The sequence below is a fragment of the Coprococcus sp. AF38-1 genome (assembly GCF_003603945.1).
Lineage (GTDB): Bacteria > Bacillota > Clostridia > Lachnospirales > Lachnospiraceae > Coprococcus > Coprococcus aceti.
Genome location: NZ_QVGO01000004.1, coordinates 284985 through 301291, shown reverse-complemented (window position 1 = coordinate 301291; position 16307 = coordinate 284985). Strand labels below are relative to the sequence as shown.

Genomic DNA, 16307 nt, shown 5'->3' with positions numbered 1-16307 from the left:
TTAGAAAATTTATTAGTGAAAAATAGTGCACCTGACGGGATTCGAACCCACGACCTTCCGCTTAGGAGGCGGACGCTCTATCCTGCTGAGCTACAGATGCACATCAATTATAAGTGTAACATTTATAGAGTTTATAGTCAAGGATTAACTATATGCCCCTGAAGCCACACATCACCCTTGAATCTTCTTCCCGGAGCAGGTTCACCCAGAAGATGGTTTTTGTTGATCGCTACGGTAAATGTCAGATCATTGCTTTCTACATCAATCAGATATATCGATTCATTTGTATAGCTGTTGGTTGTCTCGATATATGATGTGATAGTTCCTATAACTGCGTAGTGATCAGTCTCAATACCGACAGGCATGAAGCTTGATTTCACTATGGACAGAACATCCTCTTTGTGAGTCCTTCTTCCAATGGTGTTATAGGTGTCCATATCTTCGAGAGTAAGACTTTCTATTGCGTCCGGATCACCTTTCTTTGCAGCCTCGATGAGTTTACTTCTCTTTGCATTGCCATAGGATGTATTTTTATCACTGTGATCATCCACATCAAGAATGATCATACCATTTACTGACAGACCGGAAAAATACGCCTTTGAAAAGTACTTGTTTGATCTGTTCATCCACAATGATTTTTCATAGTCTGCTATGTTGGTTATGAAGAAAATAAGAGTCATTCCAAGACTGAAATCACTGCTAACACCGGCATATGCTCTCTTGTCAGAATATTTCTCAACGTATATATTTTCGTCATCGGTCAAAAGCTTTGATGTGACGTAAGGAAAGTAATACTCAATGGATATTGAGCCATCCTTTGACATTTCACCTACAAGCGATATTCCAAATCTCTCCCCAAAGTCTTTGCTGAATTGTACAAGACAGGTGTCAGCACTTATAGTTGATATAAATTTCCTGTCAGGCGATTCAAGGATCTGCCTGTATATAGGTTCAAGCTGCTGTCTGTTTTTTATGTTAGTAAAGCCTATAGATGGAAGAAAACTATGCATTCCGACACCTCCCTTGTTGTATGTTTTTATTTATATTATTACTTTTCTGTCTTCTCAAGATACTCTTTTCCACCCATGTATGGACGAAGCTTCTCTGGAATTCTGACTCTTCCGTCAGCCTGGAGATTGTTCTCAAGGAAAGCGATAAGCATTCTTGGTGGAGCAACAACTGTATTGTTGAGTGTATGAGCGAGATACTTCTTGCCATCCTCGCCCTTTACTCTGATCTGAAGTCTTCTTGCCTGTGCATCGCCAAGGTTTGAACAGCTTCCAACTTCGAAGTATTTCTTCTGACGAGGTGACCATGCCTCAACATCTACAGACTTAACCTTGAGATCTGCAAGATCTCCAGAACAACACTCAAGTGTTCTTACAGGGATATCCATTGATCTGAAGAGATCAACTGTGTTCTGCCACAGCTTGTCAAACCACATCTTGCTGTCCTCAGGCTTACATACAACGATCATTTCCTGCTTCTCAAACTGATGGATTCTGTATACACCTCTCTCCTCAATTCCGTGAGCACCCTTCTCTTTTCTGAAGCAAGGTGAGTAGCTTGTAAGAGTCTTTGGAAGCTCATCCTCAGGAATTATAGTGTCGATGAACTTACCGATCATTGAGTGCTCTGAAGTTCCGATGAGATACAGATCCTCACCCTCAATCTTATACATCATGGCATCCATCTCAGCAAAGCTCATAACACCTGTGACAACGTTGCTTCTGATCATGAAAGGTGGAATACAATATGTGAATCCTCTGTCTATCATGAAATCTCTTGCGTATGAGATAATAGCAGAGTGAAGTCTTGCTATGTCGCCCATGAGATAGTAGAAGCCGTTTCCTGCAACTTTTCTTGCTGAATCGAGGTCAATTCCTCCAAGTGCCTCCATGATATCTGCATGATAAGGAATCTCAAAGTCAGGAACAACAGGCTCACCATACTTCTGAACCTCTACATTCTCTGAGTCATCCTTTCCTATAGGAACTGATGGATCAATGATGTTAGGAATTATCATCATGATCTTCTTAACCTTCTCCTTGAGCTCAGGCTCTAAAGCTTCAAGCTCCTTGAGTCTTGCTGATGTCTCAGCAACCTGCTTCTTAACTTCCTCAGCCTCTTCCTTCTTTCCCTGAGCCATAAGAGCACCGATCTGCTTTGCTATTGCATTCTTGTTTGCTCTGAGTGTATCAGCTTCCTGCTGAGCAGCACGAGCCTGCTTGTCAAGCTCTATTACTTCATCGACAAGTGGAAGTTTGTCATTCTGGAATTTATTCTTTATATTCTGTTTTACTACGTCTGGGTTTTCTCTTAAGAATTTAATATCAATCATGATATCCTCCTATTAAATATATAAATTTATTTGAAAATATATTATAATAATGTAGCTACATAATATATTTTCATGTTTTTGTTTCTTTTTATTTTCTTGTTTATTTTATAAATCTTGTTCTTATCGTTTTAGCGATTTTACGTTTTATACGCTTTTGTATTTTATATACTTTTGTGCTTTATACGCTTTTCTATTTTATGTGTTTCATACACATTTGTACGTTGTATGTTTTGTATAATATTTTTTTGAAATATGGTTATTTTAGTTTGTTTTCAGCTATTTCATCCTCGAGAGTTTTAGCTCGTTCAATAGCCTCTTTTTCCTCTTCTGACAGTGCAACATATGCTTCGCCACCTATGATCTCTTTTGCATAGTTAAAACAGCCTTCTCTGGTATGCATACAGTTGAGTACGACACCATTGTTCTCTGTATCCAGAAGAGCAAGTGCAAAACTTAGATTACCACCCATTCCTTCAAATGCATTATACTTTACAAGACCAATTTTACTGACACATGCTGAAAGATGACTCTGTATTTCCTTATGTTCCTTTGTAAGTCGCTTGGAATTGTTTTTTACAGCGTCCATCTCAGCGAATCTTTTCATGATAATATCTTCAAGATCACCTGCCTGAGTTCCGCTCAACAGCCTTTTTATCTGTTTGTTTCTATTTTTAATATTGCCCATCAATATGAATAATAGTACAAACAAGGCTATTATGAGAACCAGCATACCAATTAGTATGTAGGCAGGATCAATACCTATTTTTTGTAATATGGAACTTTCCATTATAATATTGTCCTTCCTTGATTGTGCATATGTATGATGCAGATGGTTACTACATCATTTCTTTATTGATTGAGTAAAGCATCTCTGTTATTCGGTCAAGCTCGTCCTGAGAATAGTAGTTTATCTCAATTTTGCCTTTGTCGTTATTAGATGCCTTTATAGCTATCTTTGCACCTAAAATTGACTTTAATTTGTTCTCTATATCAGAATAGAAGACGGATAAATCCTTTTGAGGCTTCTGTTTTTCCTCTTTTTCCGGCTTTTTCTCCAGAATTGCCTTTACATATGCCTCTGTTTCTCTAACACTGAGCTTCTGATCGTATACAATTGCAGCCGTTTCGTACTGTAATTTAGGATCTTCTATAGGAATAAGTGCTCTGGCATGTCCTGTTGATATCATATTATACATGACCATCTGTCTTACATCCTCGCAAAGCTTCAGAAGTCGGAGAGAATTGGTTATTGTTGATCTGCTTTTTGATACTCTCTCTGCAACTTCTTCCTGCTTGAGATTATATTCCGATATAAGAGCTTCGTAAGCCTCAGCTTCTTCAATTGGATTCAGATCTTCTCTCTGAATATTCTCTATAAGAGAAATCTCCATTATTTCTTTGTCAGTATAATCACGTATAACTACAGGAACTTCCTTTATTCCTGCCATTCTGGCAGCTCTCCAACGTCTTTCACCTGCAATTATCTCATAATAATCGCCTTTTTTAGTGACAATCAGAGGCTCAAGAACACCATATTTCTTAATGGAATCAGATAATTCCTGTAATGCTTCTTCATCAAACTGCTTTCTTGGCTGTGACTTATTTGGCTCAATGAGATTGATCTTGATCTTCTGTTCAACCTCTTTTACAACTTCCTTCACAACCTCTTTGGTTACTGTTTTTACCTCTTTACTTGTGTTTTCAGAGGAGTTTTGCTGATTATTTCTACTTCGGGACGGCTTTGAAGCCTCTGAAGTGCCTAAAAGGTCGTTCAAACCTCTTCCTAAACCTTTTTTCTGTGCCATATTAGCCCTCCATTATCTATAGTAGTCATTTTCTATAACTTCATCTGCCAACATCATATAATGCTCAGCTCCGGCTGATCTTGGATCATACTCAATTATTGGCATTCCGTAACTTGGCGCTTCAGCAAGTCTGACATTTCTCGGTATAACTGTGTTGTATATGTGTTGTTTGAGGTTTTCTTTTACATTTTCAACAACCTGAACTGATAAATTGGTTCTTGAGTCAAACATTGTAAATACAACACCTTCTATAGTAAGAAGTCTGTTCAGATTTTTTCTTATCAGTTCGATAGTGTATACCAACTGTGAGAGACCATCCAGTGCGAAAAATTCACATTGAATAGGTACAAGTACCGTATTTGCTGCTGTAAGAGCATTTACAGTAAGCATTCCAAGTGCAGGAGGACAATCAATGATAACGTAATCAAATTTGTTCTTTACCTTCTTGATATGTGTCTTAAGAATGTGCTGCATATCCTCCATTCCGACAAATTCAACCTCAGCACCTGCCAGTTCTCTGTTGGCAGGAATGAGATTAAGACCAGGATATACGTTTATGAGCATACATTCTCCTATGTTGCACTCATTTCTCAACATATCATAGACTGTGTATTCAAGAGAATCCCTGTCTACACCTAATCCACTTGTCATATTACCCTGTGGATCCATATCAACGGCCAGAACTTTTTTACCCTTTGCTGCCAGACATGCGGCAAGGTTTATGGCTGTTGTTGTCTTGCCAACGCCACCTTTCTGGTTAGCAATCGCTATAATTCTGCCCATTTTGTCTCCTTTTCATTCAAAAAAAGAATGTTTCACGTGAAACATTGTTGTTTGCTTATTTAATATAGATAAAATATGATGATATTTTATGTTATAAATAGTGCTTGTCTATTATAGCACTTATAAAGTGCTAATTCTACAAAATACAGAAAAAATATGATGTTTAATAAAATGTTTCACGTGAAACATTCTATTATCTAATGAATGGATAATATCGTATACAAAGTGGCAATTAAACTGTGTAAAATCTGATAAATAGTGGGTGCATGTTTTGTATTCGTTATATGGGTAAAGTTTCACGTGAAACATTTTATAATTGAATTAATGGTAAAAAAGGTAAGTAAAGTATTGACTATGCTTGAAAGTTCTGGAAATTCTTTGAAAAAATCAGAATAATAGACAAGAAAGTACAATTATTATATGTGGATTACTTAGATATATAAATATTATATGTAATGATGAAAATGTTTCACGTGAAACATGAATATTATCAAATAAATCAGAAAAGTAGTTCATGGAGTGATAATTGAGTCGTAAAATACTTTGTAATAATGTAAATGAATAATAAGGTAGCAGAAACGACAAACAAGATGTAAAAGATTTATAAGTGTAGAAAACAAATGCAAGCGATATCTGAAGTTTGAGTTGAAATACATTTATCATAAAGTTTCACGTGAAACATTCAAATATATATAATATTAAAGCGAAATTAAATATACAAATGATCTATTTATTGAAATTAATTAAATCACCATATAATTTATTATTTAACAGCTTTAAAGAGTCTGTATTCATAAAAACGCAATGTAGAATATAGAAGTATATAAAGGAATAGAATAGAAGAGATTATATAATACGTAATATGGTTAGAAATATGATTTTGTTATTGCAATAAACAATATCTTCACAAAGAGAACTGTAAAACTTAGAAAAACAAGAGAAGAATACCTAAAAATATTCTGATATAAGAAAAAACACCTGAAGTAAAGATATTCAGAACAAAATTATCTAGGATAATAATTTCGAAACAATGATGTCTGGAAGATAGTGTTTAGAAGATAATATTCAGAATGAAATATTCAGAACGATAATACTCAGAACGATAATACTCAGAACAATAATATCCAGAATAATGACAGCCAGATAAGAATATTCAGAACAGAAATATCATGAGTAATATTATTTAGAGAAAAGTATCAAAAACAATAATATCTATGACAATATAATTTAAAATGGTTCCTGGAGATATATGAGAAAAAGAGAATGTTTCACGTGAAACATTCTCTTTTTCTCTAACCAGGTTATATGGTCATATATTAATATAGAAGAAACACTGATTACATTGCCTCTGGAGCTTCGATTCCAAGGAGGTTAAGTGCCTCAGATATTGTATTCTTAGTGAGATATGTGAGCATAACTCTTGCATTCTTGAGCTCAACATCATCTACATTGATTCTTGTTGAGTTATAGAACTTGTTAAATGCCTGAGCAACATCAACTGCATATCTTGCTACAACAGATGGCTCATACTTATCAGCAGCATCCTTGATCACAGATGGGAATCTGTTGATCTCTTTTAATAACTCTATGGCATCCTGCTCTGTAATGAGACTGTAGTTAACCGGTTTTGATGGATCGAATGACTCAGCAAGTCTTACAACGCTGCAGCATCTTGCATGTGTATACTGAACATAAGGACCTGTCTCACCATCAAAGTTGAGAACCTTATCCCAGCTAAATGATACATCCTTGATTCTCTGGTTATATAAGTCATTGAAAAGAACAGCACCAACACCAACTTTCTTGGCTACATCCTCCTTGTTTGGAAGATTTGGGCTCTTTTCGGTGATTATCTCAAGACTCTTTGCAATGGCATCCTTCAGAATATCCTCTGCGTATATGATATTACCGCTTCTGGTAGAAAGCTTTGCTCCCTCAAGACTTACAAGACCATAAGGAATGTGAACAAGCTGATCCTTTGCCCATTCGTTTCCAAGAAGCTCAACTACCTTGAATACCTGTGCAAAATGAAGTTTCTGCTCCTGACCGGTTACATATAAGCACTTTGAGAAGTGATATGTGTCTTTTCTATAGAATATAGCAGCAAGATCTCTTGTTGCGTATATTGAGCTTCCGTCTTTCTTGGTTATGATACATGGAGCCATATCGTAATCTGAGAGATCAACGATCATAGCACCTTCGCTCTCCTTCAGAAGACCGGCAGCCTTAACCTTGTCCACAACAGCCTGGCACTTGTCTCTATAGAAACTCTCTCCAAGATAGTAGTCGAAATCCATTCCGAGGAGGTTGTATGTTCTCTTGTATTCAACAAGACTTATATCCTTGAACCACTGCCATATGCTGAGTGCTTCCTCGTCTCCATTTTCCATCTTGTTGAACCATGCTCTTGCCTCGTCAACAAGCTCTGGATTCTTGTCAGCCTCTTCATGGAACTTCACATACAGCTTCATGAGCTCTGAGATTCCATCCTTCTCAACAGCTTCCTTTGAACCCCATGCCTTGTAAGCTACGATAAGCTTACCAAACTGTGTGCCCCAATCGCCAAGGTGATTTATTCTTACAACATTGTATCCAAGCTTGGAATGAATCTTGTAAAGAGAGTTACCGATTATTGTAGTTCTGAGATGGCCAACGTGGAAATTCTTTGCAACGTTAGGAGATGAGTAGTCAATACATATGGTCTGTCCCTCGCCTATATCGGATTTGCCGAAGTCATCTGTGTTGGCTGCCTCTATCATTGTCTTTACAAATACATCTTTCTTGATATAGAAGTTCAGGTATGCACCTGCTACATCGATCTTCTCGATGAAATCTACATCTCCTATGGCTTCCTTTATATCGGCTGCAATCATATTTGGGGCTTTTCTGAGCACCTTTGCCAGTCTGAAGCAAGGAAATGCAAAATCACCCATATCAGGGCGTGGTGGAATCTCGATTGAAGCAATGATATCTGACATTTCGATTCCTTCTACGTTATTTGAGATAAGCTGTGCAATTTTTTCTTTCATGATAATGTTCCTTTTATGTTTATTTTATTCGAAATATATATGTGTTGATAAAACAACATATACACAATATAACACTTTGTTACTTTAAGATATCCAACCTGTAAACTAAGTAATATATGTCTTTCAACAGATACGTTATTATTCAAGTGGAATAGTAAATCTTACATTTGTTCCGGTTTTTGAATCGCCATCGATCTTCAGAGTTCCATTTAACAGATATATGATCTCCTTGATTCTGTGGAGACTGCTGTACCATGGACTGTTGGTATCATAATTGTTGTCTATACCCACGCCATTGTCGTTGATATATACATCTATGAGCTTACTGCTCAGATATATCTTGATTGAGACCTTGTTGGCATTTGAATGAACAAATATGTTGTCCATAATATCTTTAGTTATTGATAAAAGATATGTAGCTACAATACCTGGAATATTCATGGCATAATCAGCACAGTTGATGTCGTATGATATGCCACATTCAGGATGTTCATCCTTGTAACCCTGGAAAAGTTTCTCAAGATGATTCCATACAGGCTCTTCGCTGTCTGATTCTCCAGAGAGAGAATTGGCAAGTTCATCTACATGGTCGGCAAGTTTTGCCGTTGATGAGGTGAGCTCTTCGAGTGTGACCTTAGCTCTGTTGATATCTGATCTTATAAGCCAGGACAGTACATCCAGCTTGTGTGAATTAGAGTCAAGAACATCTGTGATGTCGGATTGAATCCTGTCCGCAAGCTGTTTTTTCTCATATTGGTACAATCTGAGGATATTTTTTCCGTGATCCGCTGCTGTCAGGGAATCAGTATCTGGTCCGTCTGTTTCTGTTGTATCTTCATTATTAATAGTAGATACTTCCTCAGTCACCTCCGTCAGAAGATCATCTATATGTCTGTTGGAGGTGGATAGATCAGTTATACGCTTCTTAAGCAATGCGGTTTCTTCTTCGTCCTCTTTGATCTGAAGATGAAGAGTCTGCTGCATATCCTGAAGCTCCTTTAACTGAAGCTCTATCTGAGTAGCCTTTTCCTGCTGTGAGGTGGTGTCTACTGAGAATGGTGAAAATACATTGTGACCAGTGCTTGTCTTGAAGGAGTATACATCTAATGTCTTTATAAGCTGGTCTATCTTTGCCTTGAGTTCAAAATCTTCAGTTTTGAGTGACTGAACCTGCTCAAGCTTGCTGATATATGAATCATTAAAGAAATTCAACAGATCCTGATTGGTCTTGCGCACCAATTTGAGACTTTCTATAGAAGATGTATCCATGATGAAACTCCTTTCCATAAATTTGCTGTAATCTTCATTGTAGTATACCAAAAACTGTGTGTCAACAAATGCAAAATCAACGTTTATTTCTTTTCCCTGTATGCGACGAGTCTGTTGATAGGTGTTCCCATTGCTGAGAATTTGGTCTCATACTCGGTCATGATGTTGCCTTTGTTGTATTCTGAATTGTGAAGGTCATATGTGTAGTTCTCAAGGATCCATCCTGCCTCGGGAACCTGTTCCAGAGAGAAATCAAAGAGTCCTCTGTTATCAGTCTTAAATATAACTCTTCCCTCAGGGGCGAGGAACTGATCATACAGACCAAGAAAATGTGTAGATGTGAGACGTCTCTTGGCATGCCTGTCCTTTGGCCATGGGTCCGAGAAATTGAGATATATTCTATCTACTTCATTTGTATCGAATACGTCAGTTATATATTCGGCATCCATTCTTATAAAGTAGAGATTCGTCATCTCAGGTTCAAGCTCTCTTTTCTCAAGGGCACGCACCAGGACACTTGAATACTTCTCTATGCCTATGTAATTGATATCAGGATTGCGTCTTGCAAGCTCCATGATAAACTGTCCCTTGCCCATGCCTATCTCAATATGTATAGGGTTATCGTTGTCAAATAACTCATGCCAATGCCCCTTCATGCCTGTTTCATTGTGCACTACATAGTCATTTGCTGCGATAGTCTCTCTTGATCCTTTTACATTTCTCAGTCTCATAGTAATCTCCATCTATTTATTGTAAAAATCTTCTTTTTATTGAAAAAGTCATACCTTATAATAATAACATAGGCGAAAATGATATTCAAACAATATATATAACTGGTAATTTTGATATGGGATAGGAGCAGAGTAATACCGAACAAATAAAAATGAAAAAAGTTGAAAAAAACACTTGCATTATAAAAAGAACTAATGTATACTCTAATCTGTTGTGACGAACACAACATGATAAATACGGGCCGCTAGCTCATTTGGTAGAGCACCTGACTCTTAATCAGGGTGTGCGGGGTTCGAGCCCCCGGCGGCCCACTACAAGGTGGATTGACTGCAATATAATTGTGGCTGGTCCATTTTTTTGTCACTCAGTTTGAAATCATTTGCTGGATGTCAGAAAAGTTGAAAAAAATGAGAAAAACACTTGCATTATTCTCAGAACTGATATATAATCTACTCTGTTGTGACGAACATAATAAATAAATACGGGCCGCTAGCTCATTTGGTAGAGCACCTGACTCTTAATCAGGGTGTGCGGGGTTCGAGCCCCCGGCGGCCCACTACAAGATGGATTGACTGCAATATGTTGTGGCTGGTCCATTTTTTTTGTGCAAAAATCCATGGTCTTTTATTTATTTCCTTATTTGAAGATGTGTGGGTTACACGCCTTCGTTATCGAATGCTGGAATGAAGCTCTCTTTTGCTGTCTCACCCTCCTGTATAAATCCATTTTCAACGCCGATATCAATGGCATAATCCACAAGCTCATCGTATTCAGAAGGAGTTATAGTTCTGCCAAGCTCTGGAAATCTATTCTCAATTCCCGGCATAGGGGTGTACTGGTTCATGATGCTTATATATATTGAATCTTTGTATGTGTTATATAGATATGTGATTATTGACTTGGAATCATCCAGATGATCAGGAAGCTGCAGATGACGGACGATAACACCCCTCTGCATAATTCCGTCGTCATCAAAGCGGGTCTGGTCTCCTCCGCATTGTCTGACCATCTCAGATATGGAGGCTTTGGCATGTTCAGGATAGTCTGGAGCATTACTGTATTTTGAGGACAGATCCGGTGACATGAATTTGAAATCAGGAAGATACACGTCTATATAGCCATCAAGTAGCTGTATCATCTCGGCCGTTTCATAACCACTGCAGTTATATACAAATGGAAGCTTGAAGTTCCGTGATCTCGCCATATCTATAGCTGATATGATCTGTGGTATATAGTGATCCGGTGTGACAAGATTGATGTTGTTGGCACCCTTATCCTGAAGCTCAAAGAAAATGTTGCACAGCCTTGATATGGATATATCCTTGCCAGCCTTGCCTCCGGATATGGCTTTATTCTGGCAGAAGCAGCATCCAAGTGCACATCCGGAGAAGAATACGGCACCTGAACCGTTCTCTCCGGATATACATGGCTCTTCCCACATGTGTAGCGCTGCACGGCTCACCCTGACTGTGTCTGTCATATGGCAGGCACCTGTGTGACCGGATGTACGGTCTACACCGCATTTTCTTGGACACAATATGCAGTTGTTCAGGATGTGCCGGATATCCATATTATTTACCTCCAAAATAGATAATAATTGCTATTAACTGACAGGTGAATTAGTATTTGTCAGGGTCAAATGTGCTTATGAGATCAGCAAATTCCTGAAGATCAGCATTTGCTTCCATGTGCTCTATCTCACCCCTATCCATAAGCCCCGCAAGGGAAGGATTGATAGGCAGACGGATCGCGTGGCCTATATACAGGTCTCTTATGACCTGCTCAAGCTGGCTCTTGCCAAATATATAGTGCTTGTTATTGCAGTCAGGACAAATGAAATATGACATATTCTCTATCATACCAATGACAGGGATATTCATGCTGTCTGCCATGTGAACAGCCTTTCCAACGATGACAGATACGAGATCCTGAGGGGTGGTAACTACCACAACTCCATCTATAGGGATGGACTGGAATATGGTAAGTGGCACGTCGCCGGTTCCAGGAGGACAGTCGATGAACATATAGTCTATGTCTCCCCAGATGATGTCTGAGTAGAACTGCTTGACTGTTCCCGCTATGATAGGTCCTCTCCAGAGGACAGGTGTTGTCTCGTCGTCCAGAAGAAGATTCACAGACATGATCTTGATTCCTGTTTCCGTCTCATCGGGATACAGGAAATCTCCTTCTGCCTCTGGTGTCTTATGTACGCCAAATGCCTTTGGAATAGAAGGTCCTGTGATATCTGCGTCAAGTATGGCTGTCTTGTAACCCATGCGCTGCATGAGAACGGCGAGCTGACAGGTTACTGAGGATTTGCCGACTCCTCCTTTGCCGCTGACCACGGCAATAATATGTTTTATATGTGAACCTGGATGTGGCTCTATGATAAGACTCTGTGGTTCTGTTCTGCTGGAACAGCTCTGACCACAGGTACTGCAGTTGTGTGTACAATTCTCTGACATGATACTCTCCAATCTACTGCACATGGATGTCTGTGCAATCTGTGTTGTATGCTAAGTTACGCATTTGATTAATATATATCATTAAGAGGTTACAAAGTCAACGAATGCAGGTACTATGAAATTTGAGAGGTGAGTTGAAATTGACGGGTGTCAAATATATAATCAGAGACATGATAGTATACGGATTGTAGAGTTGAAATGAAATACCTGATAGAAAGTATTCTAATAAAGTAATTGGGCATGAAAAATACTATAAAAAGGAGAATATAGCATGGGAGTTTTATCAAATATCGAGCCATATGGAGTTTTTCGTTTCTTTGAGGAGATATGCGGGATTCCACACGGATCGTCGGATACAAAGAAGATAAGTGATTATCTGGTGAAGTTTGCCATAGACAAAAATCTGAGATATATACAGGATGAGAGCAACAATGTGATCATATTCAAGGACGGAACTGCCGGGTATGAGGACAGTGCCCCTGTCATGCTACAGGGACATATGGATATGGTCTGTGAGAAAGATGTTGACTGTGATATTGATTTTGAGCGGGACGGACTGAGACTAGTGCTTGAGGACGGAGTGATATCCGCTGATGGAACCACCCTTGGCGGAGATGACGGGATAGCTGTGGCATTTGCACTGGCTATACTGGATGCCGACGATATACCACATCCACCGATTGAGTGCGTATTTACGGTTGATGAGGAGATAGGAATGCTGGGAGCTGCGGCGATTGACTGTAGTCCACTTAAGTCACGGATCATGCTCAATCTGGATTCTGAGGATGAGGGGTATCTGTTGGTGTCATGTGCCGGAGGTGCGTGTGCTACGTGCCATATTCCGGTTGAATATGAGAATGCAGAAGATGATCATTCAGTTGTGAAAATTATTGTAGAGGGTCTTACCGGTGGACATTCCGGCGTGGAGATCATAAAACAGAGGGCAAATGCCGACAAGCAGCTTGCAAGACTTCTATATAATATAGGAAGGGATGTTCCATACAGACTGATATCTATACAGGGCGGTCTTAAGGACAATGCAATACCTAACAAGGCGGAGGCATATGTGGGTATTGATCCGGAGGATGTGGATAACTTTGTAAAATCTGCGGAAAAGAATGAGAATATTCTGAGGCATGAATTTGGAAATACTGATCCAGAGCTTATAGTGAAAGTAGAAACGGATCTGTCAGATGATCTGGGTTCATATAATAACGCGGATGATGTGCAGAACGATATGTATGGTAGAACCATGATCAACAGAGTTATGACAGAAAAGTCATCGGATATAGTTATCAGGAGTCTTATGATGATGCCAAATGGAATTCAGAAGATGAGCAATGATATAGAAGGGCTTGTGCAGACATCGCTGAATCTTGGAATATTGAATACAACTGAGGATGAGGTCACAGCAAGCTTTTCAGTAAGAAGCAGTGTACAGTCTGAAAAGGAAAATCTGATAGATCAGCTCCGATGTGTATCTGTCTCGGCTGGTGGAAGTCTGGAAGTGCAGGGGGATTATCCTGCATGGGAGTACAGACATGATTCTCCTCTCAGAGATATTATGGTGGATGTGTTTGAAGAGCAGTATGGAAGAAAGCCTGTTATACAGGCGATTCACGCCGGAGTGGAGTGTGGACTTTTCGCTGGCAAGATGCCGGGTCTGGACTGTGTATCATTTGGCCCGGATATGAAGAATATCCATACAAGCAGAGAGTCTATGGATGTTGCCAGTGTACAGAGAACATGGAGGTATACACTGGGTATACTTGAGAAATTGAAGTAATTGACAGCAATATAATTTCAATAAGGAGAAAATGATGGAAAAGGTAAAAGGATTCTTGAAGAAGAAAGACATCGTGTTCAGTGTCAAGAGATACGGAATAGATGCTCTCGGTGCCATGGCACAGGGATTGTTCTGTACTCTGCTTATCGGAACTATCCTGAACACACTTGGCAATCAGTTTGGTGTGCCATTTCTTAAAGCGGTTGTTGCGACCGTGAATGGAACAGATTATACAGTTGGAGGTCTCGCATCTGCTATGGCAGGACCTGCGATGGCGGTGGCTATAGGATATGCTCTTAAGGCACCACAGCTCGTATTGTTCTCACTGATAACAGTTGGATTTGCGGCAAATGCCTTGGGCGGCGCAGGAGGCCCGCTGGCAGTTTATTTTATTGCAGTTATTGCAACTGAACTTGGAAAGGTTGTCTCAAAGGAGACAAAGATTGACATACTGGTGACACCTCTGGTTACCATCGGAAGTGGTGTGGCTGTGTCTGCACTTCTTGCACCTACACTCGGTGCCATAGCCATGAAGGTCGGAGATCTCATCATGCTGGCTACAAACCTTCAGCCGTTCTGGATGGGTATTGCGGTATCAGTTCTCGTCGGTGTGGCACTTACACTTCCGATATCATCCGCTGCGATATGTGCGGCATTCGGACTTACAGGTCTGGCCGGCGGTGCTGCTGTGGCGGGATGTTGTGCGCAGATGGTTGGATTTGCAGTTATGTCATTCAGAGAGAATAAATGGGGTGGCCTTGTTTCACAGGGAATCGGAACATCAATGCTCCAGATGGGTAACATCATCAAGAATCCGAGAATCTGGATCGCACCTATAGTTACCTCTGCGATCACAGGTCCTCTTGCAACATGTCTGTTCAAGCTTCAGATGAATGGAACTCCTGTATCATCAGGTATGGGTACATGTGGTCTGGTTGGACAGATCGGAGTATACACAGGCTGGATGAATGATATCGAGGCGGGAAGCAAGACAGCGGTCACAGCTATGGACTGGGTTGGTCTGATCCTAATCTCATTTGTACTTCCTGCAGTTCTCTGCCCGCTCATCAACATGGTGGTGAGAAAACTCGGCTGGGTTAAGGATGGAGATATGACTTTATCATAAAGATTGGCTGAAATCCGGTGGAGGAAAATTATCTCAAAATTGTTTCCATCAGGCAGATTACAACAGAAAAGATACAATATTTTCGCAAATAAGATTGAAATTGGCTCGAAAGATACAAATTTACAGATTTTGTGTCTTTCGGGCCTTTTTATATGGAAAAGGAGATAATATTTTCCTAAAATGGGTGATTCAGAAGGAAAAAGATACAAAATATATGGTGCTTGATTTGTGGAGTGAAAATACAGCAAAAATGAGCAGACGATAGAAAAATCAAGAATACAAAAAAGTCCTTGCCTTGAAGTGAACTCCAAAGAGTATTATTAGATATGTCAGAGAAACAGTTCCTGACGTTTTTCGAAAATATGGTAGTTAAAACAGACAGGAGGACACAGAGACAGGTAAGACTCTGGTGATCTATTTTTCAGCAACTGGAAATACAAAAGATGCTGCAGAATATATAGCGGCAGAGACAGGAGCAGATATATTTGAGATCACCCCGGCCCAGGAGTATACATCGGATGATCTGAACTACAATGATGACAGCAGCAGGGTATCAAAGGAACACAATGACGAAAGCCTCAGGGATGTGGAGCTTACCACCACTGAAGTTCCTGGCTGGGAATCGTATGATACGGTATTTGTAGGTTATCCTATATGGTGGGGAACGTCTGCATGGCCGGTAGATTCATTTGTCAAGGCAAATGACTTCACTGGCAAGACTGTATATCCGTTCTGCACATCGGCGAGCTCAGGACTGGGAAGCAGTGCAGATGATCTGGCTTCTGAGGCAGGAAGCGGAGACTGGAAGGATGGTCAGAGATTCTCGTCGGGTGTGACACAGCAGGATGTGGCCGACTGGATAAGCGGGCTCGGCCTTGGACAGTAATGTGTCAGATAAGTAACTGAACAGATGTAATAAACATAGCTGGAAATAATTTGAAATTGAAATAAAAAGAAACAGGAGGATATAA

General features: G+C 39.7%; 13 protein-coding genes and 3 tRNA genes. 5 read left to right on the top strand and 11 right to left on the bottom strand.

Going from position 1 to position 16307, the window contains the following annotated elements; all coding sequences use genetic code 11:
• Nucleotides 1-26 precede the first annotated feature (26 nt).
• From DW025_RS07615 to trmB, 9 genes are all read right to left on the bottom strand, one after another.
• Nucleotides 27-100: transfer RNA gene (locus DW025_RS07615), tRNA-Arg, on the bottom strand.
• Nucleotides 101-137: 37 nt separating this feature from the next.
• A complete protein-coding gene (locus DW025_RS07610) occupies nucleotides 138-1010 on the bottom strand; it encodes a DUF3881 family protein (RefSeq protein ID WP_015534425.1) in 873 nt (290 codons plus the stop codon).
• A 38-nt stretch (nucleotides 1011-1048) separates the two neighbouring features.
• Nucleotides 1049-2341 carry a serine--tRNA ligase gene (gene serS, locus DW025_RS07605; protein ID WP_118017039.1) on the bottom strand — a complete coding sequence of 431 codons (1293 nt, stop codon included), beginning with the start codon at nucleotides 2339-2341 and terminating at the stop codon, nucleotides 1049-1051.
• Between the two features lie 256 nt (nucleotides 2342-2597).
• Complete coding sequence (locus tag DW025_RS07600; RefSeq protein WP_022217392.1) at nucleotides 2598-3128, bottom strand: DUF4446 family protein; 531 nt, start codon at nucleotides 3126-3128, stop codon at nucleotides 2598-2600.
• 49 nt (nucleotides 3129-3177) lie between these two features.
• A complete protein-coding gene (locus DW025_RS07595; RefSeq protein ID WP_022217393.1) occupies nucleotides 3178-4146 on the bottom strand; it encodes a ParB/RepB/Spo0J family partition protein in 969 nt (322 codons plus the stop codon).
• 12 nt (nucleotides 4147-4158) lie between these two features.
• Complete coding sequence (locus DW025_RS07590; RefSeq protein WP_022217394.1) at nucleotides 4159-4929, bottom strand: ParA family protein; 771 nt, start codon at nucleotides 4927-4929, stop codon at nucleotides 4159-4161.
• A gap of 1337 nt (nucleotides 4930-6266) precedes the next feature.
• Nucleotides 6267-7958 carry an arginine--tRNA ligase gene (gene argS / locus DW025_RS07585; RefSeq protein WP_055222373.1) on the bottom strand — a complete coding sequence of 564 codons (1692 nt, stop codon included), beginning with the start codon at nucleotides 7956-7958 and terminating at the stop codon, nucleotides 6267-6269.
• A 138-nt stretch (nucleotides 7959-8096) separates the two neighbouring features.
• Complete coding sequence (locus DW025_RS07580) at nucleotides 8097-9227, bottom strand: sensor histidine kinase (RefSeq protein ID WP_055272018.1); 1131 nt, start codon at nucleotides 9225-9227, stop codon at nucleotides 8097-8099.
• Between the two features lie 83 nt (nucleotides 9228-9310).
• On the bottom strand, nucleotides 9311-9958 hold the full coding sequence (trmB, locus tag DW025_RS07575; RefSeq protein WP_119999433.1) for a tRNA (guanosine(46)-N7)-methyltransferase TrmB: 648 nt from the start codon (nucleotides 9956-9958) through the stop codon (nucleotides 9311-9313).
• A 239-nt stretch (nucleotides 9959-10197) separates the two neighbouring features.
• Here trmB and DW025_RS07570 point away from each other — a divergent pair.
• Nucleotides 10198-10270: transfer RNA gene (locus tag DW025_RS07570), tRNA-Lys, on the top strand.
• A 172-nt stretch (nucleotides 10271-10442) separates the two neighbouring features.
• A tRNA-Lys gene (locus tag DW025_RS07565) sits at nucleotides 10443-10515 on the top strand.
• 99 nt (nucleotides 10516-10614) lie between these two features.
• Here DW025_RS07565 and DW025_RS07560 read toward each other — a convergent pair.
• Nucleotides 10615-11529 carry a radical SAM protein gene (locus DW025_RS07560; protein WP_119999431.1) on the bottom strand — a complete coding sequence of 305 codons (915 nt, stop codon included), beginning with the start codon at nucleotides 11527-11529 and terminating at the stop codon, nucleotides 10615-10617.
• 49 nt (nucleotides 11530-11578) lie between these two features.
• Nucleotides 11579-12424 carry an Mrp/NBP35 family ATP-binding protein gene (locus tag DW025_RS07555; protein WP_022217397.1) on the bottom strand — a complete coding sequence of 282 codons (846 nt, stop codon included), beginning with the start codon at nucleotides 12422-12424 and terminating at the stop codon, nucleotides 11579-11581.
• Nucleotides 12425-12695: 271 nt separating this feature from the next.
• Between DW025_RS07555 and DW025_RS07550 the strand changes: the two genes are divergently transcribed.
• From DW025_RS07550 to DW025_RS07540, 3 genes are all read left to right on the top strand, one after another.
• Nucleotides 12696-14210, top strand: a complete 1515-nt coding sequence (locus tag DW025_RS07550; protein WP_119999430.1) for an aminoacyl-histidine dipeptidase — start codon at nucleotides 12696-12698, stop codon at nucleotides 14208-14210.
• Nucleotides 14211-14244: 34 nt separating this feature from the next.
• Nucleotides 14245-15336 carry a PTS transporter subunit IIC gene (locus DW025_RS07545; protein ID WP_015534420.1) on the top strand — a complete coding sequence of 364 codons (1092 nt, stop codon included), beginning with the start codon at nucleotides 14245-14247 and terminating at the stop codon, nucleotides 15334-15336.
• A 409-nt stretch (nucleotides 15337-15745) separates the two neighbouring features.
• Nucleotides 15746-16222 carry a flavodoxin gene (locus DW025_RS07540; RefSeq protein ID WP_243002904.1) on the top strand — a complete coding sequence of 159 codons (477 nt, stop codon included), beginning with the start codon at nucleotides 15746-15748 and terminating at the stop codon, nucleotides 16220-16222.
• Nucleotides 16223-16307: the final 85 nt, after the last annotated feature.